Below are 21854 nucleotides of genomic sequence, written 5' to 3' on the forward strand. Positions count from 1 at the left end.
GTGGTGTCGCGGGGCGCGGGAGGTCCGTGCCGCGCGAGTGGTGGCGGGGAGGGCTCGCCCTGCTGCTGAGCACCCTGATCTGCGTACTGGTCGCGGTCGCCGCCGGTGGGCCCGGAGTGCTCGAACAGCTGGCCGGGCAGGCCTTGGGCTCCCGCCTTGAGCAGGCGCAGCGGCTCGCGCCCGGAGTCGTCCACAGCGCGCGGTTCGACCCGGAGGAGGCGCGGATCGGCGCGGAGAGCGATCTCGGCGCCGATCTCGACGGGTACGCGCAGGCCATCGAGAATTCCACGCCCCGGTCGTTGCGGGGCGCGCTCGTGCATGACTCGACCAGGGTCCAGCTGCCCACGGTGCGAGGCGCGGGGGCCGCGCTGTCCCTCGTGTACGCCTCCGACGCCCCGGGGCAGGAGGCGTACGTGGCCGGGCGGGCGCCCCGCGCGCGGGACGAGGTCGTCGAGCTCGCCGTGTCCACGCGGACGCGGGACGCGCTGAGGCTCCGGATCGGGCAGCGGGTGCCGCTGAGAGCCGGGGCCCTGGAGAACGTCCACGCCGTGGGGCACGTCACCGGGATCTTCCGGGCCGCGGGCGAGCGGCGGCTCTGGCGCGAACAACCACTGCTGGCGCGGCCGTTGCCCGGCGTGGCGGGAGCGCGGGAGAGCGCCGGCGCATTGATCGCGCCCCGTGGGGCCGAACTCCTCCAGAACCAGGCCGGCGCCGAGCTGACCGTCCACTGGAACATGCGGCTGGCCCTCGACGGCGCGGGCGCCGCCCGCTTCGTGGGTGAGCGGGGAGAGCGGGATTTCCGGCGGGCCATGGCCCGCCATCCGCTCTCCGCGCGCGAGTCCACCTGCCGGTTCGGGGGGTACGGCGGGAAGTCGTGCGTGATCGGTCTCCACCCCGCGACCGAGCTGGAGACCGCCACCGAACTGCCCGACGTCTTCGAGGAGTTCCTGCGGCGGTGGCGCCAGGCCACGGTCGTGATCTCGTTCGCGTCAGCCTCGCTGCTCGGGGTCGGCCTCGCCGCCGTCGTCGTGACGTCGCTGTTGGTGGTGCGCCGCCGCCTGCCCGCGGACCGGCTGCTGCGGGCGCGGGGCGCCTCGGCCCTGGGGCTCGCCCTCGTGCGCGCCGCGTGGAACGCGCCTGCCGCGGCACTCGGGTTCGGCGTCGGCTGCGCGGTCGCCGGGGCGGTGCCGGGGACTTCACCCGCGTACGGCGGCGGTCTGGCCGTCGCGGTGCTCTGCTGGTTGCTGCTGCCCGTCCTCACGTGGGGCGCGGTACGGGACCGGGCGGTGCTGCGCGAGCGGGCACCGGGGCGGGCCGGGCGGCGGCTGGTCGCCGAGGCGGTCGTGCTGCTGCTGGCCGCGGGAGGCGTGTTCGCGCTGCGGGCGCGTGGCATCGACGGAGCTGAGGGAGCTGCGGGGGCTGGGGGAGCTGCGGGAATGTCGGGGGCGGATGGGGCCGATGGGGCTACGGGGGTTGATGGGGTTCCGGGGGTCGAGGGGGTCGCGGGGGCCTTGGGGCCCGATCCGCTGCTCGCCGCGGCTCCCGTGCTGCTCGGGCTCGCCGCGGTCGCCGTGCTGGTGCGGTGCTACCCCTGGCCGGTGCGGCTGGCGGCGCGGTGGTCCGGCCGGGGACGCGGCGTCGTGGGGCTCGTCGCGCTGTCCCGTGCCGCGAAAGAGGCCCCCGCGCGCGGGCTCGCGCTGCTCGTCCTCGTGGTGACGCTCGCCGGAGCCGTCTTCGGAGGCCTCGTCTCCGGGACGCTGGCTGAGGGGCGGCGGTCGGCGGCGGCCTGGCAGGTGGGCGCCGACGCCTCCTTCCTGGGGGCGGGGCGCGACCCCGACATGGCCGCGCGGCTGGCACGCGCGCGTGGCGTGCGGGAAACGGTGGCGGTGCGGCAGCTGCGGGTCGATCCCGTCAGCGGTACGGACGGGGGAAGGTACGGGATCTCCAGCCTGATCGGGGTGGACGCGGTCAAGCTGCGGGAGGCGGCGGGGAGTTCGGCCGCCGCGCGGGCACTGCGCGACGCCGGGCTGACCGGCGGCGACAGGGGCCGGGAGATCAGGGTGCTCGCCTCCGAAGGCCGCGCGGGAGACCTGCTCACCTTCACGCGGCACGGCAAGGAGGTGCGGCTGCGGATCGCCGGGCCGCTGCCCGAGGGGGTGGAACGCGACCCGGCGCTCGGGCCCGTACGCGGAGCCACCGAGACACGGCAACACCTGCTGCTCACCGACAACAGGGACCTCGGGTCCTTCGCCGCCTCGGAGTTCGAGGAGTCCGCGCTCCTGCTGTACGGGGAGCGCCTGGACGCCGGGGCGCTGCGCTCCCTCGTACCGCGCGCGGCCCCGGGAACCGCCACCGGCGAACTCCGCATCCGTACCGAGGAACAGGCCGAGGCCGACGACGACGGGCTCATCGCCGCCGTGGACACCGCGCACACCGCCTGCACCGCCCTCGCCGTGCTCCTCGCGCTGCTCGCCCTCGTCCTCGAACTGCTGCTGTCCGCTCCCGCGCGCAGGCGCACCGCCGCCTACCTGCGCACCCTCGGCCTCGGCGGCCGCGCCACGTCCGCGCTCCAGCTGCTGCAACTGCTGCCCATGGTGCTCGCGGCCCTGGCGGGCGGCGTCGCCCTCGGCCTCGCGCTGCCCGCGCTGCTCGGGCCCGCCCTCGACCTGCGGGAGTTCACCGGCGGGCCCACCGCGCCCGACCGGCACGTCGACGCGCTGTTCACCGTGGCTCTGTCGGCGGGGCTCTGCGTCCTGGTCGCCGTGGCGGTGGCCGTGGAGACCTGGCTCGGGCGGCGCCGGGGGCTCGGCGCCGTCCTGCGACTGGGGAGAACCGATGACTGAAGCGTCCCGCCGGGGAGCCGTGCCCGAACTGTCCGCTCTGGAGGCGCGGGCCCGCGCCGCGCCTCCGTCCGCGGGCGACGAGGGCCTCGTCGTCTGCGACAACCTCGTACGCGTCTACCGCACCGAGGACGTCGAGGTGCAGGCGCTCCAGGGCCTCGACCTGGTGGTGGCCGAGGGCGAGTGCGTGGCCCTGGTCGGCGCCTCGGGGTCGGGCAAGTCCACGCTCCTGTCGATCCTGTCGGGGCTCGACCTGCCCACCGCGGGCCGCGCGAGGGTCGCGGGCCACGATCTGCTCGCCATGGGGCGACGCGAGCGGCTGGAGTACCGCAGGCACACCGTCGGCTTCGTCTGGCAGCAGACCGGCCGCAATCTGCTGCCATACCTGACCGCACTGGAGAACGTGTCCCTGCCGATGAAGTACGCGCGCGTGCCGCGCCGTTCCCGCCGGGAGAAGGCCGTCGACCTGCTCGGCGTGCTCGGCGTCGCGCACTGCCGCGACCGGCGGCCCGCCGAGCTCTCCGGCGGTGAACAGCAGCGCGTCGCCGTCGCGGTCGCCACCGCCAACTCCCCGCGCGTACTGCTGGCCGACGAGCCCACCGGAGAGCTGGACACGGCCACCGGGGAGGACGTCTTCGCGGCTCTGCGCCGCGCCAACGAGGAGCTGGGCGCGACCATCCTGGTCGTCACCCACGACTCGCTCGTCTCCGAGCAGGTCCGCCGCACGGTACGCATCCGTGACGGGCGTACGTCTACGGAGACGCTCCGCGAACGGGGCGGCGCGGGTGAGGAGTTCACGGTTCTGGACCGGGCGGGGCGGTTGCAGCTGCCGGGGGAGTACGTGGAGCGGTACGGGCTGCGGGGGCGGGTGCGGCTCACGGCCGAGCCGGGCCATGTGGGCGTGTGGCCGGACGGGGCGGGGGCGGAGGACGGTGGCGGGTGAGCGCAAGCGTTCTGCCCTCGTCCGGACCGACGCCTGGTGACGATACTGATGCCAGCTCGAACAAAGGTTCACAAAGGGAGCACTCTGTGCCGGAAGCCATGGTCGTCGTCGAAGACCTCCACCGCACGTACGGCACCGGCGCCGCCGCCGTGCACGCCCTGCGCGGCGTCTCCTTCACCGTCCCGCGCGGCGAACTCGTCGCCCTGAAGGGACGCTCAGGCTCCGGCAAGACGACCCTGCTGAACCTCGTCGGTGGACTCGACGTCCCGGACAGCGGCAAGATCACCGTTGACGGCCTGGACCTCGCGGGCCTCGGCGAGAGCGGCCTGCTTGAGCTGCGCCGCGACCGCCTCGGCTTCGTCTTCCAGTCCTTCGGACTCATCCCCATCCTCACCGCCGCCGAGAACGTCGGCGTCCCCCTGCGGCTGAAGAAGACCGACCCACGCGCGCGGGAGGAGCGGGTTGCGCTGCTGCTCGCCCTCGTCGGCCTCGCGGACCACGCGAAGCAGCGGCCAGGCGAGCTCTCCGGAGGGCAGCAGCAGCGCGTGGCGATCGCCCGCGCCCTGGCGAACAAGCCCTCCCTGCTGATCGCCGACGAGCCCACCGGGCAGCTGGACGCGGAGACCGGGCTCGCCGTGATGGAGCTGCTGCGCGCGGTCGTCCGCAGCGAGGGCGTCACCGCGCTGGTCGCCACGCACGACACGGCGCTGCTCGACCTCGCCGACCGTGTCCTCGAGCTGCGCGACGGGGAGACCGTCGAACACTGACCGGTACCGCGGGCGCGTCGGGGGTACCCACCCGGGCGTATCAGGGTTGTGTCAAGGACGGCCTCCCGCGCCCCCTCGCCCGTAATGCCGGATTTGCTGGCCGTAAGGTCGAACCTGCGTACGCAGTCGGACGCTGCGTACACAGTTGTTCGAGGAAGACAATGAGGCCATGGCACGCGGCAAGCTTCGGATCTACCTGGGCGCGGCACCGGGCGTCGGCAAGACGTACGCGATGCTCTCCGAGGCGCACCGGCGCGTCGAGCGCGGCACGGACTGCGTGGTCGGCTTCGTGGAGCACCACGACAGACCGCGCACCGAGGTGATGCTGCACGGCCTCGAACAGGTGCCCCGCAAGGACCTGGAGTACCGCGGCACCGCCTTCACCGAGATGGACGTCGACGCCGTCCTGGAGCGCGCCCCCGCCGTCGCCCTCGTCGACGAACTCGCCCACACCAACATCCCCGGCTCCCGCAACGCCAAGCGCTGGCAGGACGTCGAGGAGCTCCTCGCGGCGGGCATCGACGTCGTCTCCACGGTGAACATCCAGCACCTGGAGTCCCTCGGCGACGTCGTCGAGTCCATCACCGGCGTACGCCAGCGCGAGACCGTCCCGGACGAGGTGGTGCGCCGCGCCGACCAGATCGAACTGGTCGACATGTCGCCCCAGGCGCTGCGCCGCCGCATGGCCCACGGCAACATCTACAAGCCCGACCGCATCGACGCCTCCCTCTCCAACTACTTCCGCCCCGGCAACCTCACCGCCCTGCGGGAACTCGCCCTGCTGTGGGTCGCCGACCGCGTCGACGAGTACCTCCAGCAGTACCGGGGCGAGCACAACATCCGCTCCACCTGGCAGGCCCGCGAACGCATCGTCGTCGGCCTCACCGGCGGACCCGAGGGCCGTACGCTCATCAGACGCGCCTCCCGGATGGCCGCCAAGGGCTCCGGCAGCGAGATCCTCGCCGTCTACATAGCCCGCAGCGACGGCCTGACCGCCGCGTCCCCCAAGGAGCTGGCCGTCCAGCGCACCCTGGTCGAAGACCTCGGCGGCACCTTCCACCACGTCATAGGCGACGACATACCGGCCGCGCTGCTCGACTTCGCCCGGGGCGTCAACGCCACCCAGATCGTCCTCGGCTCCTCGCGCCGCAAGACCTGGCAGTACGTCTTCGGGCCCGGCGTCGGCGCGACCGTCGCCCGCGACTCCGGCCCCGACCTGGACGTGCACATCGTCACCCACGGCGAGGTCGCCAAGGGACGCGGCCTGCCCGTCGCCCGCGGCGCCCGCCTCGGCCGCTCCCGGATCATCTGGGGCTGGCTGGTCGGCGTCGCGGGACCCGCGCTCCTGACGCTGCTGCTCACCCACGTCGACGCCGACCTCGGCCTCGCCAACGACATGCTGCTCTTCCTGACGCTGACGGTCGCCGCCGCGCTCCTCGGCGGCCTCCTGCCGGCCCTCGCGTCGGCGGCCGTCGGCTCGCTGCTCCTCAACTACTACTTCACGCCGCCGCTGCACCTGTGGACGGTCTCCAACAACAAGAACATCGTCGCGATCGCCGTCTTCGTGGGCGTCGCCGTCTCCGTGGCCTCGGTGGTGGACCTCGCCGCGCGGCGCACCCACCAGGCCGCCAGGCTGCGCGCCGAGTCGGAGATACTCTCCTTCCTCGCGGGCAGCGTCCTGCGCGGCGAGACCAGCCTGGACGCCCTCCTGGAGCGGGTCAGGGAGACCTTCGCCATGGAGTCCGTCGCGCTCCTGGAACGCGCGGGCGACACCGAACCCTGGACCTGCGCGGGCAGCGTCGGCGACGGCCGCGCGCCGGGCCGCCCCGAGGACGCCGACGTCGACATGCCGGTCGGCGACCACATGGCGCTCGCCCTGTCCGGCCGCGTCCTGCCCGCCGCCGACCGCCGAGTCCTCGCCGCGTTCGCCGCGCAGGCCGCCGTCGTCCTGGACCGCCAGCGCCTGAAGTCCGAGGCCGACCAGGCCCGCACCCTCGCCGAGGGCAACCGCATCCGCACCGCGCTGCTCGCCGCCGTCAGCCACGACCTGCGTACGCCACTGGCGGGCATCAAGGCGGCCGTGTCCTCGCTGCGGTCCGACGACGTCGAGTGGTCCGAGGAGGACGAGGCCGAGCTCCTCGCGGGCATCGAGGACGGCGCCGACCGCCTCGAACACCTCGTGGGCAACCTCCTCGACATGTCACGGCTCCAGACCGGCACCGTCACCCCGCTGATCCGCGAGATCGACCTCGACGAAGTCGTCCCCATGGCCCTCGGCGGCGTCCCCGACGGCAGCGCGGAGCTGGACATCCCCGAGACGCTGCCGATGGTCGCCGTCGACAAGGGCCTGCTGGAGCGGGCGGTCGCGAACATCGTCGAGAACGCCGTCAAGTACGCCCCCGAGGGCGAGCCCGTCAAGGTCTCCGCCAGTGCCCTGGGCGAGCGCGTCGAGCTGCGCGTCGTTGACCGCGGGCCCGGCGTCCCCGATACCGCCAAGGACCGCATCTTCGCGCCCTTCCAGCGCTACGGTGACGCTCCGCGCGGCGCGGGCGTGGGCCTCGGCCTCGCCGTCGCCCGCGGCTTCGTCGAGGCCATGGGCGGCACCGTCACCGCCGAGGACACGCCCGGCGGCGGCCTGACCATGGTCCTCACCCTGCGGGCGGTGGCGGGGCGGCCACCGGACCGCCCCGAACTGCCCGACCTCCCCGCCCAGGTCACCCAGTGACCCCGAACCAGAACCCAGAAAGGCAGGCCGGCATGACCCGGGTGCTCGTGGTCGACGACGAGCCGCAGATCGTACGCGCCCTCGTGATCAACCTGAAGGCACGCAAGTACGAGGTGGACGCGGCATCCGACGGCGCCACGGCGCTGCAACTGGCCGCCGCCCGCCACCCCGACGTGATCGTGCTCGACCTCGGGCTGCCCGACATGGACGGCGTGGAGGTCATCCGGGGCCTGCGCGGCTGGACGCGCGTCCCGATCCTCGTACTGTCCGCCCGGCACAGCTCCGACGAGAAGGTCGAGGCTCTCGACGCGGGCGCCGACGACTACGTGACCAAGCCCTTCGGCATGGACGAGCTCCTGGCCCGGCTGCGCGCCGCCGTCCGCAGGGCCGAGCCCACCGGCGCGGGCGAGGACGACATCATGGTCGACACCGAGGACTTCACCGTCGACCTGGCCGCCAAGAAGGTCAACCGCGCCGGCCGCGACGTACGCCTGACGCCGACCGAATGGCATCTCCTGGAGGTCCTGGTGCGCAACACCGGCCGCCTGGTCAGCCAGAAGCAGCTGCTCCAAGAGGTGTGGGGCCCCTCCTACGGCACCGAGACCAACTACCTGCGCGTCTACATGGCGCAGCTGCGCCGCAAGCTGGAGGCCGACCCGGCACATCCGCGGCACTTCATCACCGAGCCGGGAATGGGCTACCGCTTCGAGCGGTGAACTCCGCCGTCCGACCGCACGCGTCGGATCCGCCGTGAGCGGGCATAAGCACAGATGAGCGCACCCCTTTCCCCGGTGTCGGCACCCCCCGGTAGGCTTCTTGTATGAGTGCTGTTCCTGGTTCCGAAAAGCCGGCAGGCCGTTTCCGGCGCATGCTCGACCGGCTGTCCTCCTCCCAGGAGGATCTGGAGTCGGAGGAGCTGCGCGAGGACTCCGAGACCGCGGGCTGCGTCCGCATCGGAGACTGCCAAGACCGCCAGATAGTCACCGTTACTGGTACCTTGCGCACGGTCACCCTGCGACCACGCGCCGGGGTCCCCGCGCTGGAGGCCGAGCTGTTCGACGGCTCCGCGGCGCTGGACGTGGTGTGGCTCGGCAGGCGCTCCATCGTCGGGATAGAGCCGGGGCGCAAGCTGATCGCATCGGGCCGGATCTCGATGAGCCGCGGCCGCCGGGTGCTCTTCAACCCCAAATACGAACTCAGACCGCTCGGACGGGAGTAGCCGGTGACGTCCCTCGACAAGCCGACGGACCAGGGGAACGCGGATCAGGACCAGCAGACCGCGTCCGATTCCAGGGCCGTGACCGAGGCAGCCCTCTTCGAGGCCTTCGGCGGCGTGCGGGGCATGGTGGAGACGGTCGTCCCCGGCCTGCTCTTCGTGACCATCTTCACGGTCAACAAGGACCTGCACATGTCGGCCATCGCGGCCCTCGCGGTGTCCCTGGTGCTCGTGGTGGTCCGCCTGGTCATGAAGGACACCGTCAAGCACGCCTTCAGCGGCGTCTTCGGAGTCGCCTTCGGCGTGGTCTTCGCGATGATGACCGGCAACGCCAAGGACTTCTACCTGCCGGGCATGCTCTACACCCTGGGCCTCGCCCTGGCCTACATCATCACGACCCTCGCGGGCGCTCCCCTGATCGGCCTCATTCTCGGCCCGGTCTTCAAGGAGAACCTCTCCTGGCGCACCCGCAACCCGGGCCGCAAGAAGGCGTACGCGAAGGCCAGCTGGGCCTGGGGCCTGATCCTGCTCGCCAAGTGCGCGATCCTCTTCCCGCTGTACTGGTGGGCGGACACCACGCAGTTCGGCTGGGTCCTGGTCGCCCTGAAGATCCCGCCGTTCCTGCTCGCCGTCTACCTCACCTGGGTCTTCCTGGCGAAGGCCCCGCCGCCGATCGACGTCTTCGCCGAGATGGAAGCGGCCGAGAAGGCGGAGAAGGACCGCGAGGCCGCGGCGCGGGTCCAGGGAGGCGCCCCGTAAGGGGCGCGGGGAACTGCGCGCCCAGCCACGACGGACCCGCGGAGAACATACGCAGTTGGGGGCGCCCGGTAACCACCGGGCGCCCCCAACTGCGTACCGCAAAAACCGCTAGCTCTCCCGACGCACCGAAAGCAGATCCTCCAGCTGCTCCTCACGCGCCTGCGCGGCCACGAAGAGAAGCTCGTCGCCCGCCTCGAGGGAGTCATCCGGCGTCGGCGCCAGAACGCGCGTGCCGCGGATGATCGTCACCAGCGAGGTGTCCTCGGGCCACTGCACGTCACCGACCCGCGTGCCCGCGAGGGCCGACTCGGGCGGCAGCGTCAGCTCGACGAGGTTCGCGTCGCCGTGGCTGAAGCGCAGCAGCCGAACGAGGTCGCCGACGCTCACCGCCTCCTCGACGAGGGCGGACATCAGGCGCGGGGTGGAGACCGCGACGTCGACGCCCCAGGACTCGTTGAAGAGCCACTCGTTCTTGGGGTTGTTCACGCGGGCGACGACGCGCGGGACGCCGTACTCGGTCTTGGCGAGCAGGGACACGACGAGGTTGACCTTGTCGTCGCCGGTCGCGGCGATCACGACGTTGCAGCGCTGGAGCGCCGCCTCGTCGAGGGAGGTGATCTCGCAGGCGTCGGCGAGCAGCCACTCGGCCTGCGGGACGCGCTCGACGGAGATGGCCGTCGGCGCCTTGTCGACGAGAAGGACCTCGTGGCCGTTCTCCAGGAGCTCACCGGCGATGGAGCGACCCACCGCGCCGGCTCCGGCAATGGCGACCCTCATCAGTGACCGCCCTCCTCGGGGCCTTCGGCGAACGCCGCTTCGACCTTGTCGACCTGATCGGTGCGCATCATCACATGCACCAGGTCGCCCTCCTGGAGGACCGTCTGCGAGGTCGGCAGGACCGCCTCACCCAGCCGGGTGAGGAAGGCGACGCGTACGCCGGTCTCCTCCTGGAGCCGGCTGATCTTGTGCCCGATCCAGGCCTCGGACGCGTGCACCTCGGCGAGCTGCACGCCGCCGGTGGGGTCGCGCCACAGCGGTTCCGCCCCCGAGGGGAGCAGACGGCGCAACATCTGGTCGGCGGTCCAGCGGACGGTGGCGACCGTGGGGATGCCGAGGCGCTGGTAGACCTCGGCGCGGCGGGGGTCGTAGATGCGGGCCGCGACGTTCTCGATGCCGAACATCTCGCGGGCGACGCGGGCGGCGATGATGTTCGAGTTGTCGCCGCTGCTGACGGCGGCGAAGGCGCCCGCCTCCTCGATGCCGGCCTCGCGCAGGGTGTCCTGGTCGAAGCCGACGCCGGTGACGCGGCGGCCGCCGAACCCGGAGCCCAGGCGGCGGAAGGCCGTGGGGTCCTGGTCGACCACGGCGACCGTGTGCCCCTGTTGTTCCAGGGTCTGCGCGAGAGCGGAACCGACTCTCCCGCAGCCCATGATGACGATGTGCACGACCGTCCTTCCGGCTGTGTCAATACTCTGTGCTCAGGCTGAACGGTAAAAGCGTCTCAGACCGGAGCCCAAGCTACACACGCGCGGTCCGCGCAGGGCACCCCCGTGCACCCCCGCGCACCTGCCGGGCGGACGGATGCGCGGACTCAGTCGACGCTGCGCAGCAGGCCCTCGACGTTCTGCAGCCGGTGACCGAGCTCCACCAGCTGGAGGCGGGTCGCCTCCTGCTCCGACCTGGCGCGTTCGACGGCCTCGCGGTACTCCTGCATGGCCTGCGCGTACTGCCGGTCGCGCTCGCGGTTGCGCTGCGACTGGAAGTAGGCGACGGCGACGACCGCGCCCGCGAGTATCAGGAAAAATGCGACCGGAATGATCACGTCGTCCACTAGGACGTCCCCTTGTCTGAGTGCTGTCCGTCGTCGTCCGTCCGGCCCTGCCGGACGGCCGCGATGATCGTATCCACGTTCAACCGCACGTCGAACGGCGCCAGTTCGAAGTACTTGAGCGCCTTGCCGTCGTCGGAGAGCTCCAGGCGGCCGACGACGAGGCCTGCCTTCTCCATGCGTTCGAGGTGCATGTAGAGCAGGGGGCGGGACACCCCGAGCCGCCGGGCCAGTTCGCTGACGTACAGCTGGCCGGACGCGAGCTCGCTGATGATCCGGATGCGCTGCGCGTGGCCGACCGCCGCGAGGAAAGCCAGGAGCTCCTCGCTGTCCATGATCCGCCTTCACGCTGGTCCCGATACCTGTCAGTCAAGACTTACGCATGGCGGGTTCCGCTGTCAATCCGCGCCTCTGGCGCCTCTGGTGTGACGGGATGTGGCGGTGGAAGTGGTGGTTGACGGCTCGTTCCTTCACCTGTCAGTCTCCGCTTACATATGTAAGGCGAAATGCGGAGCGCAGGCGATGGGCAGTCGATGGGCAGTCGAAGGGGTGGGGCGGGGATGGACATGAGAAGCGTCGGAAAACGGTCGGCCACGGTGCGCGTGGCCCGGTGGAGCGCGCTGCATCCATGGCGGGCGATCACCGGGTGGCTGGTCTTCGTGGCGTTGTGCCTGGGCGGCGGGGTCGCCGCCGGCATGAACAGCGCCACCTCGGAGGACTTCCGCGTCGGCGAGGCCGGCCGGGCCGAGGCCCTGGCCACCGAGGGCGGCGTCCAGCTCAGGCCCACGGAACAGATACTGATCCGGGCCGCGTCGGGCCCCCTGGACGAGGCGGCCGCCGACGCCGCCGTCAAGGACGTCACCGCCCGGATGAAGGCACTGCCCGAGGTCGCCTCGGTGGCGGAGCCGGTGCGTTCGGCGGACGGGCGCGTCCTGCGGGTGCCGGTTGAGCTCAACGGCTCGGAGCAGGACGGCAAGAAGAACGTCGTCCCGTTGAGGGCCCAGACGGAGGAGGCCGCCAAGGCCCACCCGGAGCTGACGATCGAGGAGACCGGCGACGCCTCCGTCAGCAAGGGCGTCAACGACCAGCGCGGCAAGGACCTCGCCTTCTCCGAGGCGATCACGCTGCCCGTCACGCTGATCACACTGGCCGTCGTCTTCGGCTCGGTCGTCATGGTCGGTGTGCCGCTGCTGCTCGCGATCACGTCGATCATGGCGACCATGGGCCTGGCGATGGTGGCCTCGCACCTGCTGCCCGACACCGGCGTCGGGATGAGCATGATCCTGCTCATCGGCATGGCCGTCGGCGTCGACTACACGCTCTTCTACCTCAAGCGCGAGCGCGAGGAGCGGGCCAGGGCGGGCGGCCGCCTCACCTCCGAGGCGCTCGTCGAGGCCGCCGCGGCGACGGCCGGCCGGGCCATCGTGGTCTCCGGACTCGCCGTGATCGTCTCCACCACCGCGCTCTTCCTGGCCCGTGACGTCATCTTCGACTCGCTCGCCACCGGCACCGTCCTGGTCGTCGCCGTCGCCGTGGTCAGCTCGGTCACGGTGCTTCCCGCGCTGCTGGTCAAGCTCGGCCGCCGTACCGAGCGCCGCGCCGCCAGGCGCCTCGCCCGGGGCGGGTCCGTGCGCGCGTACGGCGAGAAGGGGCCAGGCCGCGCCTGGCACGCCCTGCTCACGCCCGCCCGCAAGCACCCCGCGCTCACCCTGGGCCTGTCGGTCCTGGTCATGTTGGGGCTCGCGCTGCCCGCGCTGAACATGAACCTCAAGAATCCGGCGCGGGACAGCTTCTCCCGCGAGATCGCGGCGATGAAGGGGTACGACAGGCTGCTCGCGGCCTTCCCGGAGCTGCGTGTGCGCCACCTGGTCGTGGTGCGGGCGCGGGCCTCGCAGTCAGGTGAGGTGCGGCAGGCACTCCGGGAGCTGGCCCGCGAGGCACAGGCGGACCCGCTCTTCGCCGACCGCGCCGGCGCTTCGGTTGCCCACTCCTCTGAGGAGCAGAGGAGCAGACCTCCGGTTGTCCGCTCCTCTGAGGACCGGAGGGGCACAGCTCCGGTTGCCCGCTCCTCTGAGGACCGGAGGACCACACCTCCGCTCCTCCGCTCATCCGAGGACCGGAGGACCACACCTCCGCTCCTCCGCTCATCCGAGGACCGGAGGACCACAACCCTGGAGCTCAACACCCGCCACGCCACGTACTCGCAAGAGGCCGAAGCCTCACTCGACCACCTGCGCGACCGCCACCTCCCCGCCACCGTAGGCAAGCTCCCCGGCGTGGAGACCGCCGTCACCGGCGAGGTGGCCCGCGGCGTCGACTACGTGGAGCACCAGAACGAGAAGCTGCCGCTCGTCCTCGGCTTCCTGCTCCTGATGACCTTCGCCATGACGGTCTACGCGTTCCGCTCAGTCGTCCTCGGGATACTCGGCGTCGGGCTCAACCTCCTCTCCGCCGCCTCCGCGCTCGGACTGCTCGTCCTCGTCTTCCAGGGCCGGTGGGCCGAGGACCTGCTCTCCTTCGTCTCGCTCGACGGCATCTCCTCGCGCGTACCGCTCTTCCTCTTCGTGATCCTCTTCGGGCTCTCGATGGACTACCAGGTCTTCGTCGTCAGCCGGATCCGCGAGGCCGCGCTGAACGGCGTGCCCACGCGGCAGGCGGTCCTCGACGGCATCGCCTCCTCCGCGAAGGTGGTCACCAGCGCGGCCCTCGTCATGGTCACCGTCTTCGCGAGCTTCGTGATGCTGCACATCCTGGAGATGAAGCAGATGGGGTTCGTCCTCGCGGCGGCCGTCCTGCTCGACGCGTTCGTGATTCGCGTCATGATCCTTCCGGCGGCGCTGCTCCTCCTCGGGCGCGCCACCTGGTGGCCGTCCGGCGCGATCCGACGCGCGCAGGGACGGTCGGCTCCCCGCGGTGAAGGGCCCGACGGGCCCGACGGGGGCCTTTCCGCCGGGGGCGAGGGGGGCCGCTCCGAGGGAAGTTTTGAGCAGCGCTCTAAACAGGGCAGCCTCCCACACAGCGGATAGCCGGAGCAGATGGGGGTGGTGGGTGGGCGGGCACCCGATCGAACGCTTACGATCCTCTGCGTGTCCAAACTGACCGACGTGCCCAAACGGATCCTCATCGGGCGCGCACTGCGCAGTGACCGGCTCGGAGAAACGCTCCTGCCGAAGCGCATCGCACTCCCCGTCTTCGCGTCCGACCCGCTCTCCTCCGTGGCGTACGCGCCGGGAGAGGTCCTTCTCGTCCTCTCCATCGCGGGTGTGTCGGCGTACCACTTCAGCCCGTGGATCGCGGTGGCGGTCGTGGTGCTGATGTTCACCGTGGTCGCCTCGTACAGACAGAACGTGCACGCGTACCCGAGCGGTGGTGGCGACTACGAGGTCGCCACCACCAATCTCGGCCCCAAGGCCGGCCTCACCGTCGCGAGCGCCCTGCTCGTCGACTACGTCCTGACCGTGGCCGTGTCGATCTCCTCGGGCATCGAGAACCTCGGCTCCGCGGTCCCCTTCGTGGTCGAGCACAAGGTCCTCTGCGCGGTCGCCGTCATCGTCCTGCTCACACTGATGAACCTGCGCGGCGTGAAGGAGTCCGGGAAGCTCTTCGCCATCCCGACGTACGTCTTCGTGGCAGGCGTCTTCCTGATGATCGCGTGGGGCGCCTTCCGGGGCATCGTCCTGGACGACACCATGCGGGCGCCCACCGCCGACTACGAGATCAAGCCCGAGCACCAGGGCCTCGCGGGCTTCGCGCTGGTCTTCCTGCTCCTGCGGGCGTTCTCCTCGGGCTGTGCCGCGCTCACCGGCGTCGAGGCGATCAGCAACGGCGTCCCGGCCTTCCGCAAGCCGAAGTCCAGGAACGCCGCGACGACGCTCGCCCTCATGGGCGGCCTGGCCGTCACCATGTTCTGCGGCATCATCGCGCTCGCCATGGTGACCAAGGTCCGCATGGCGGAGTACCCGGGCAAGGACCTCTTCCACAACGGCGTCCCGGTCGGCTCGGACTACGTCCAGAACCCGGTGATCTCCCAGGTCGCCGAGGCCGTCTTCGGCCACGGCAGCTACCTGTTCATGATCCTCGCGGCCGCCACCGCGCTCGTCCTCTTCCTCGCGGCCAACACGGCGTACAACGGCTTCCCGCTGCTCGGCTCGATCCTCGCCCAGGACCGCTACCTGCCGCGCCAGCTGCACACCCGCGGCGACCGCCTCGCGTTCTCCAACGGCATCGTGCTCCTCGCGGGCGCCGCGGCCCTCCTGGTCTTCGTCTACGGGGCCGACTCCACCCGCCTGATCCAGCTCTACATCGTCGGCGTCTTCGTCTCCTTCACGCTCAGCCAGATCGGCATGGTCCGGCACTGGAACCGCCACCTGGCCGCCGAGAAGGACCAGAACAAGCGCCGCCGCATGATCCGCTCCCGCGCGATCAACACCTTCGGCGCCTTCTTCACGGGTCTGGTCCTGGTCGTCGTACTCGTCACGAAGTTCACGCACGGCGCCTGGGTCGCCCTGCTCGGCATGGTGATCTTCTACGCGACGATGACGGCGATCCGCCGCCACTACGACCGCGTGGCCGAGGAGATCGCCGCCCCGGACACCCCGTCCGACGACAGCGTGCGCCCCTCCCGTGTCCACTCGATCGTCCTCGTCTCCAAGATCCACCGGCCGACGCTGCGCGCCCTGTCGTACGCGAAGCTGATGCGCTCGCACACCCTGGAGGCGCTCAGCATCAACGTCGACCCGGCGGAGACCAAGGCACTCAAGGACGAGTGGGAGCGACGCGGGATCACCGTGCCGCTGAAGGTCCTCGACTCGCCCTACCGCGAGATCACCCGGCCGATCATCGAGTACGTGAAGAACCTGCGCCGGGAGAGCCCGCGCGACGTGGTCAGCGTGATCATCCCGGAGTACGTGGTGGGCCACTGGTACGAGCACCTGCTGCACAACCAGAGCGCGCTGCGCCTCAAGGGCCGGCTGCTCTTCACGCCGGGCGTGATGGTGACGTCCGTCCCCTACCAGCTGGACTCCTCCGAGGCCGCGAAGCGGCGGGCCCGCAAGCGCCAGGAGTGGAACGCGCCGGGCGCGGTGCGGCGGGGCCCGGTGGAGAAGCCGAGACGCACGCGGGAGAAGGAGCCGAGCAAGAAGGCGTGACGCCGCCTTCCGGCGCTGTCTGTGGTGAACAGCCGGACGACACCCACGTAGACTGGTGGGCTGTTGTCCGGCTGTTCCCCTTTTTACGTTGTGGAGTCACCCCGCCATGCAGGCAGAACCGAAGAATCCGCAGGCGGGGAACTCCCTGGTCGGACACGAGTACGAGGTCGAGATCGGCCCCGTCGCGCACGGCGGCCACTGCATCGCCCGCACGGCGGAGGGCCAGGTGCTCTTCGTGCGGCACACGCTGCCCGGCGAGAAGGTCATCGCACGGGTGACCGAGGGCGAGGAGGGCGCGCGCTTCCTGCGTGCGGACGCGGTGGAGATCCTCGACCCCTCCAAGGACCGCGTCGAGGCCCCCTGCCCCTACGCCGGCCCCGGCCGCTGCGGCGGCTGCGACTGGCAGCACGCGAAGCCGGGCGCGCAGCGCCGACTCAAGGGCGAGGTCATCGCCGAACAGCTCAAGCGCCTCGCGGGCCTGACCCCCGAGGAGGCCGGCTGGGACGGCACGGTCATGCCGGCCGAGGGCGACAAGCTGCCGCCGGGCGAGGTCCCTTCCTGGCGTACGCGCGTGCAGTACGCGGTGGACGCGGACGGCAACGCCGGTCTGCGCCGCCACCGCTCGCACGAGGTCGAGCCGATCGAACACTGCATGATCGCGGCGGACGGCGTCTCCGAACTCGGCATCGAACAGCGTGACTGGTCCGGCATGGAGTCGATCGAGGCGATCGCGGCGACGGGCTCCCAGGACCGCCAGGTGATCCTCACCCCGAAGCCGGGCGCGCGCCTGCCGATCGTGGAACTGGACAAGCCGGTGTCGGTGATGAGGGTGGAGGAGAAGGACGGCGGCATCCACCGAGTCCATGGCCGCCCCTTCGTCCGTGAGCGGGCCGACGGCCGGACGTACCGGGTCGGCAGCGGCGGCTTCTGGCAGGTCCACCCGAAGGCGGCGGAGACGCTGATGCTCGCCGTGATGCAGGGCCTGCTGCCCCGGAAGGGCGACACGGCGCTGGACCTCTACTGCGGGGTCGGCCTCTTCGCGGGCGCCCTCGCGGACCGGGTCGGGGAGCAGGGCGCGGTGCTCGGCATCGAGTCCGGCAAGCGGGCCGTGGAGGACGCGCGCCACAACCTCGCCGCCTTCGACCGCGTCCGCATCGAACAGGGCAAGGTCGAATCGGTCCTCCCGCGCACGGGCATCACGGAGGCCGACCTGATCGTCCTGGACCCCCCGCGCGCAGGCGCGGGCAAGCAGACGGTCCGCCACCTGGCGGGCCTCGGCGCCCGCCGGATCGCGTACGTGGCCTGCGACCCGGCGGCGCTGGCGCGGGACCTCGGGTACTTCCGGGAGGGCGGGTACCGGGTGCGGTCGCTGCGGGCGTTCGATCTGTTTCCGATGACCCATCATGTGGAGTGCGTGGCGATTCTGGAGCCGGCCGCGAAGGGCAACTGACCCGCGCGTCCCGTGAGCGTCGCCCCTGGGGGATGACGTCGTGGTCCACACGGCTAGGGTGTGGCGCCGTACTCGGCGGATCACTCCCCTGAAGAGATGGGACCGGTGCTCATGGACGCGGATCACGTGAGGCTGGTCCTCGCGGCGCAGCGCGGTGACCAGCGGGCGCGCGAGGAGCTCGTTTCCGCGTATCTGCCGTTGTTGTACAACATCGTCGGACGGGCACTGAGCGGCCATGCCGACGTGGACGACGTCGTCCAGGAGACGCTGCTGCGGGCGGTACGCGACCTGCCCGCGCTGCGGGCCCCGGAGAGCTTCCGGTCGTGGCTGGTGTCGATCACGCTCCGGCAGATCAACACGTACTGGCAGCGGCAGCGCACACTCGCCGACCGGACCACGCTCATCGACGAGGCGCTCCCGGTGCCGGACGCCGCCGCCCCTCTGGAGGAAACGACGATCCTGCGGCTGCGCATGTCGGAGGAGCGCGGACAGGCGGTCGAAGCCGGCCGTTGGCTCGACCCGGAACACCGGGTGCTCCTTTCGCTGTGGTGGCAGGAGTGCGCCGGGCTGCTCAGCCGCCAGGACATCGCCGACGCGACTGGCGTCGGCGTCTCCCACACAGGGGTTCGCCTGCAGCGCATGCGCGAGCAGCTGGAACTGAGCCGGACCATCGTCGCCGCGCTGGCGGCCGACCCGCGCTGTCCGGGCCTGAGCGCGACCGTCTCGGGCTGGGACGGTGCGCGAACGTCCGTGTGGCGCAAGCGGATCGCCCGGCACACGCGCGACTGCGCGACATGTACGGCGACGGCGGCCGAGCGGGTACCGGCCGAGTTGCTCTTGTCCGGCCTCACGCCGCTGGCCGTGCCGACGGCGCTCCTCGCGGCGCTGGTCGCGAAGGGTTTGCTGTCGGGTACGGCGGTGACGACGGCGGCTACCGCGAGCGCCACGGGTGCGGCGGCGGGGGGCGGAGCTCTGCTGGGCAAGCTCCACGCGGTGACCGCCCATCCGGTCGCGGCCCTCGCCACCGGCGCGGTGCTCGTCACCGGGACCGCCACGTACGTCGCCTGGCCCGAACCGGAGCACCGGGTGCCCCATGCCGTCGCCGCACCGACAGCGGGCACGACCGCCCCGGCTCCGTCGGCTCCCTCGGCCACGCCGTCGGGCCCGGCCGTGGTTCCGCTGGGCGCGCGGTCCCTCGAATCCGTGGACCGGCCCGGCCAGTTCCTCGCGTACGACGGCGACTTCGCGACGCTCGGCAGCGTTGCGGACACCTTCACCGTCAGCAAGGGGCTCGCGGACAGCCGGTGTGTCACGTTCCGGGCGGCCGACGGCCGGTATCTGCGCCACCACTATCTGCGGCTGCGGCTGAGCGTCGACGACGGCAGCCGGCTGTTCCGGGAGGACGCCACCTTCTGCCCGCGCCCCGGGACGGTCGACGGATCGGTGACGCTGCACGCGCACAACTACCCGGGCTCCGCCCTGCGGCCCCGCGACGGATCGATCCGCCTCGACGGCTCCAACGGCACGCGTACCTTCACTGGCCAGGCCTCCTTCGTCGTCCGCGCGCCGCAGACGTGACGCTCCGGATCCGCTGACCTCGCAGCCGGCCCCCGGATAACACTTTTCCGCTGCGAGATCCGTCACCGCGTGGGCGCGCACATTTTTCGTTACGCCGTCCCACCTTCCCCAGCCTCCTCTTCAGGGTGCCGCTTCACCGGCGTCCCCCGCTGATCCATCCCCCTGAAGAAGGCCACTCCCCATGACCAGACACACCGATGAACCCCGCAAGGGCCTGCACCGGCTCCGCCGGCCCCGCCGGACGCTGACGATCGGCCTGACGGCCTCGGCGCTGGTGGCCGGTGTCGTGACCTTGCTCCCCAACTCCGCCGGGGCCGCGAGCCTGGAGGCCGAGGCGTCCTCGTCGGGCCGGTACTTCGGCACCGCGATAGCCGCGGGGCGGCTGAGCGACTCGACGTACACGTCGATCGCCGACCGGGAGTTCAACATGATCACCCCGGAGAACGAGATGAAGTGGGACGCGGTCGAGCCGTCCCGCGGGAACTTCCGGTTCGCGGCCGCCGACAAGATCGTCAACCGGGCCCTGGAGCGCGGCCAGCGGCTGCGCGGCCACACCACGGTGTGGCACTCGCAGCTGCCGGACTGGGCGAAAGCGATCAACGACCCGAGCACGCTGCGCAGCGTCACGAACAACCACATCAAGACCACGATGGGCCGCTACAAGGGCAAGATCTACGCCTGGGACGTCGTCAACGAGGCGTTCCAGGACGGCGGCAGCGGCGCGCTGCGCGATTCGGTGTTCAAGAAGGTGCTCGGCAGCGGCTTCATCGAGGAGGCGTTCCGCACCGCCCGCGCGGCCGACCCGGCCGCGAAGCTCTGCTACAACGACTACAACATCGAGGACTGGTCGGCCGCCAAGACCCAGGGCGTGTACCGCCTGGTCAAGGACTTCAAGGCGCGCGGTGTCCCCATCGACTGCGTCGGTTTCCAGAGCCACTTCGGGGCGGGCGGCCCGCCGGCAAGCTTCAAGAAGACCCTCGACAGCTTCGCGGCCCTCGGCGTCGACGTGCAGATCACCGAGCTGGACATCGCCCAGGCGTCTCCCGCGCACTACGCGAGTGCGGTCAACGCCTGCCTCGGCGTGAAGCGTTGCACCGGCATCACGGTGTGGGGCGTCCGCGACAGCGACTCGTGGCGCGCGGACGAGAAGCCGCTGCTGTTCGACGCGGCCGGCAAGCCGAAGCCCGCGTACGACGCCGTCAAGAAGGCGTTCGGCGCGGGGTCGGGTACGACCACCCCGGCCGACCCGGGCGACGGCACCGGCCGGATCAAGGGCGTGGCCTCCGGCCGCTGCATCGACGTCCCCGACTCCTCGACGGCCAACGGCACCCGAGTACAGCTGAGGGACTGCGACGGGCAGTCCAACCAGAGCTGGACGCACACCGCTGCCAAGCAGCTGAAGGTGTTCGGCAACAAGTGCCTGGACGCGAAGGCGAAGGGCACGGCGAACGGCACCGAGGTGGTCATCTGGGACTGCAACGGCGGCACGAACCAGCAGTGGAACATCAACCGCGACGGTTCGATCTCCGGCGTCCGGTCCGGCAAGTGCGTGGACGCGATCGGCGCGGGCACGTCCAACGGCACCAAGATCCAGCTGTACACCTGCGCCGACGTCGACAACCAGAAGTGGACCGTCCCCTCCGGGGCGGCCGGTGGTACGTGCGCGCTGCCGTCCACGTACAAGTGGAGCTCGACCGGCGCCCTCGCGCAGCCCGCGAACGGCTGGGCCTCGCTGAAGGACTTCACCCACGTCCCGTACAACGGCAAGCACCTCGTCTACGGGTCGATGTCTACGGGCACCTCGTACGGCTCGATGGCGTTCGCCCCGTTCAGCGACTGGTCCGGCATGAGGGCGGCCAGGCAGACGAAGATGAGCCAGAACGCGGTCGCGCCCACCCTCTTCTACTTCGCGCCGAAGAAGATCTGGGTCCTTACGTACCAGTGGGGGGCTTCGCCCTTCAGCTACCGCACCTCCGCCGACCCGGCCAACCCCAACGGCTGGTCCGCGCCGCAGCCCCTGTTCACCGGCAGCCTGCCCGACTCCCGGACCGGCCCGATCGACCAGACGCTGATCGGCGACGACAAGAACATGTACCTCTTCTTCGCCGGTGACAACGGCAAGATCTACCGGGCGTCCATGCCGATCGGGAACTTCCCCGGCAACTTCGGCTCGTCGTACACGACGGTCATGAGCGACACGGTCAAGAACCTCTTCGAGGCACCGCAGGTCTACAAGGTCCAGGGCCAGAACCAGTACCTGATGATCGTCGAGGCGCGGGGCGCCGGCGAGAAGCGCTACTTCCGCTCCTTCACGGCGACCAGCCTGAACGGTACGTGGACCCCGCAGGCCGCCACCGAGTCCAACCCCTTCGCGGGCAAGGCAAACAGCGGCGCGACCTGGACCGACGACATCAGCCACGGTGACCTGATCCGCTCCAACCCGGACCAGACCATGACCGTCGACCCGTGCCACCTCCAGCTGCTCTACCAGGGCAAGGACCCGAAGTCGGACGCCCCCTACGACGCGCTGCCGTACCGGCCGGGTGTTCTGACCCTGAAGCGCTGAGCCGTTCCGCAGACAGCCCATTACTTGCAAGGAGC

Annotated in this window: 16 protein-coding genes; 12 read left to right on the plus strand and 4 right to left on the minus strand. The window is 71.3% G+C overall.

Going from position 1 to position 21854, the window contains the following annotated elements; genetic code table 11:
• Window positions 1-26 precede the first annotated feature (26 nt).
• The 7 genes from ACF062_RS07085 to ACF062_RS07115 all read left to right on the plus strand — a co-directional run bounded on the left by ACF062_RS07085 (window position 27) and on the right by ACF062_RS07115 (window position 9250).
• A complete protein-coding gene (locus ACF062_RS07085) occupies window positions 27-2843 on the plus strand; it encodes an FtsX-like permease family protein (RefSeq protein ID WP_392136756.1) in 2817 nt (938 codons plus the stop codon).
• Window positions 2836-3783 (plus strand): ABC transporter ATP-binding protein, encoded by a 948-nt coding sequence (locus tag ACF062_RS07090; RefSeq protein ID WP_392136758.1) that lies wholly within the window; start codon window positions 2836-2838, stop codon window positions 3781-3783. Before ACF062_RS07085 ends, ACF062_RS07090 begins: the two co-directional genes overlap by 8 nt.
• Before the next feature lie 98 nt (window positions 3784-3881).
• Complete coding sequence (locus ACF062_RS07095; RefSeq protein ID WP_392137673.1) at window positions 3882-4550, plus strand: ABC transporter ATP-binding protein; 669 nt, start codon at window positions 3882-3884, stop codon at window positions 4548-4550.
• A 169-nt stretch (window positions 4551-4719) separates the two neighbouring features.
• On the plus strand, window positions 4720-7275 hold the full coding sequence (locus tag ACF062_RS07100; RefSeq protein WP_392136760.1) for an ATP-binding protein: 2556 nt from the start codon (window positions 4720-4722) through the stop codon (window positions 7273-7275).
• Window positions 7276-7307: 32 nt separating this feature from the next.
• Entirely contained in the window at window positions 7308-7991 is a 684-nt protein-coding gene (locus ACF062_RS07105) for a response regulator (protein WP_223777234.1), read from the plus strand.
• Between the two features lie 104 nt (window positions 7992-8095).
• Window positions 8096-8494 (plus strand): OB-fold nucleic acid binding domain-containing protein, encoded by a 399-nt coding sequence (locus tag ACF062_RS07110; protein ID WP_127910110.1) that lies wholly within the window; start codon window positions 8096-8098, stop codon window positions 8492-8494.
• Window positions 8495-8497: 3 nt separating this feature from the next.
• Window positions 8498-9250 (plus strand): DUF3159 domain-containing protein, encoded by a 753-nt coding sequence (locus ACF062_RS07115; protein WP_392136763.1) that lies wholly within the window; start codon window positions 8498-8500, stop codon window positions 9248-9250.
• A 108-nt stretch (window positions 9251-9358) separates the two neighbouring features.
• On the opposite strand, the gene ACF062_RS07120 is transcribed toward ACF062_RS07115, so the two are convergent.
• The 4 genes from ACF062_RS07120 to ACF062_RS07135 all read right to left on the minus strand — a co-directional run bounded on the left by ACF062_RS07120 (window position 9359) and on the right by ACF062_RS07135 (window position 11413).
• The gene (locus ACF062_RS07120; RefSeq protein ID WP_392136765.1) at window positions 9359-10027 is read right to left on the minus strand and encodes a potassium channel family protein; all 669 of its coding nucleotides are present in this window, start codon (window positions 10025-10027) and stop codon (window positions 9359-9361) included.
• Window positions 10027-10695 carry a TrkA family potassium uptake protein gene (locus ACF062_RS07125; RefSeq protein WP_127910113.1) on the minus strand — a complete coding sequence of 223 codons (669 nt, stop codon included), beginning with the start codon at window positions 10693-10695 and terminating at the stop codon, window positions 10027-10029. Before ACF062_RS07125 ends, ACF062_RS07120 begins: the two co-directional genes overlap by 1 nt.
• A 146-nt stretch (window positions 10696-10841) precedes the next feature.
• Window positions 10842-11081 carry a hypothetical protein gene (locus tag ACF062_RS07130; protein ID WP_223777237.1) on the minus strand — a complete coding sequence of 80 codons (240 nt, stop codon included), beginning with the start codon at window positions 11079-11081 and terminating at the stop codon, window positions 10842-10844.
• Window positions 11081-11413, minus strand: coding sequence for an ArsR/SmtB family transcription factor (locus ACF062_RS07135; RefSeq protein ID WP_392136767.1), 333 nt, complete (start codon window positions 11411-11413; stop codon window positions 11081-11083). Before ACF062_RS07135 ends, ACF062_RS07130 begins: the two co-directional genes overlap by 1 nt.
• Before the next feature lie 231 nt (window positions 11414-11644).
• On the opposite strand from ACF062_RS07135, the gene ACF062_RS07140 reads away from it, so the two are divergent.
• The 5 genes from ACF062_RS07140 to ACF062_RS07160 all read left to right on the plus strand — a co-directional run bounded on the left by ACF062_RS07140 (window position 11645) and on the right by ACF062_RS07160 (window position 21819).
• Complete coding sequence (locus ACF062_RS07140) at window positions 11645-14104, plus strand: MMPL family transporter (protein ID WP_392136769.1); 2460 nt, start codon at window positions 11645-11647, stop codon at window positions 14102-14104.
• 60 nt (window positions 14105-14164) lie between these two features.
• Complete coding sequence (locus ACF062_RS07145; protein WP_392136771.1) at window positions 14165-16225, plus strand: APC family permease; 2061 nt, start codon at window positions 14165-14167, stop codon at window positions 16223-16225.
• Between the two features lie 106 nt (window positions 16226-16331).
• The gene (locus ACF062_RS07150; RefSeq protein ID WP_392136773.1) at window positions 16332-17675 is read left to right on the plus strand and encodes a class I SAM-dependent RNA methyltransferase; all 1344 of its coding nucleotides are present in this window, start codon (window positions 16332-16334) and stop codon (window positions 17673-17675) included.
• 96 nt (window positions 17676-17771) lie between these two features.
• A complete protein-coding gene (locus ACF062_RS07155) occupies window positions 17772-19253 on the plus strand; it encodes a sigma-70 family RNA polymerase sigma factor (protein WP_392136775.1) in 1482 nt (493 codons plus the stop codon).
• A gap of 181 nt (window positions 19254-19434) precedes the next feature.
• Window positions 19435-21819, plus strand: a complete 2385-nt coding sequence (locus ACF062_RS07160; RefSeq protein ID WP_392136777.1) for a non-reducing end alpha-L-arabinofuranosidase family hydrolase — start codon at window positions 19435-19437, stop codon at window positions 21817-21819.
• Window positions 21820-21854 lie beyond the last annotated feature (35 nt).

Source organism: Streptomyces sp. NPDC015345, assembly GCF_043078805.1.
Classification (GTDB): Bacteria; Actinomycetota; Actinomycetes; order Streptomycetales; family Streptomycetaceae; genus Streptomyces.

Bases quoted from the DNA above. Each gene is read 5' to 3' on its own strand.
- ACF062_RS07140 (WP_392136769.1), top strand. From the start codon at position 11,645: ATGAGAAGCGTCGGAAAACGGTCGGCCACGGTGCGCGTGGCCCGGTGG.
- ACF062_RS07095 (WP_392137673.1), top strand. From the start codon at position 3,882: ATGGTCGTCGTCGAAGACCTCCACCGCACGTACGGCACCGGCGCCGCC.
- ACF062_RS07155 (WP_392136775.1), top strand. From the start codon at position 17,772: ATGGGACCGGTGCTCATGGACGCGGATCACGTGAGGCTGGTCCTCGCG.
- ACF062_RS07090 (WP_392136758.1), top strand. From the start codon at position 2,836: ATGACTGAAGCGTCCCGCCGGGGAGCCGTGCCCGAACTGTCCGCTCTG.
- ACF062_RS07150 (WP_392136773.1), top strand. From the start codon at position 16,332: ATGCAGGCAGAACCGAAGAATCCGCAGGCGGGGAACTCCCTGGTCGGA.
- ACF062_RS07160 (WP_392136777.1), top strand. From the start codon at position 19,435: ATGACCAGACACACCGATGAACCCCGCAAGGGCCTGCACCGGCTCCGC.
- ACF062_RS07100 (WP_392136760.1), top strand. From the start codon at position 4,720: ATGGCACGCGGCAAGCTTCGGATCTACCTGGGCGCGGCACCGGGCGTC.
- ACF062_RS07105 (WP_223777234.1), top strand. From the start codon at position 7,308: ATGACCCGGGTGCTCGTGGTCGACGACGAGCCGCAGATCGTACGCGCC.
- ACF062_RS07110 (WP_127910110.1), top strand. From the start codon at position 8,096: ATGAGTGCTGTTCCTGGTTCCGAAAAGCCGGCAGGCCGTTTCCGGCGC.
- ACF062_RS07120 (WP_392136765.1), bottom strand. From the start codon at position 10,027: ATGAGGGTCGCCATTGCCGGAGCCGGCGCGGTGGGTCGCTCCATCGCC.
- ACF062_RS07135 (WP_392136767.1), bottom strand. From the start codon at position 11,413: ATGGACAGCGAGGAGCTCCTGGCTTTCCTCGCGGCGGTCGGCCACGCG.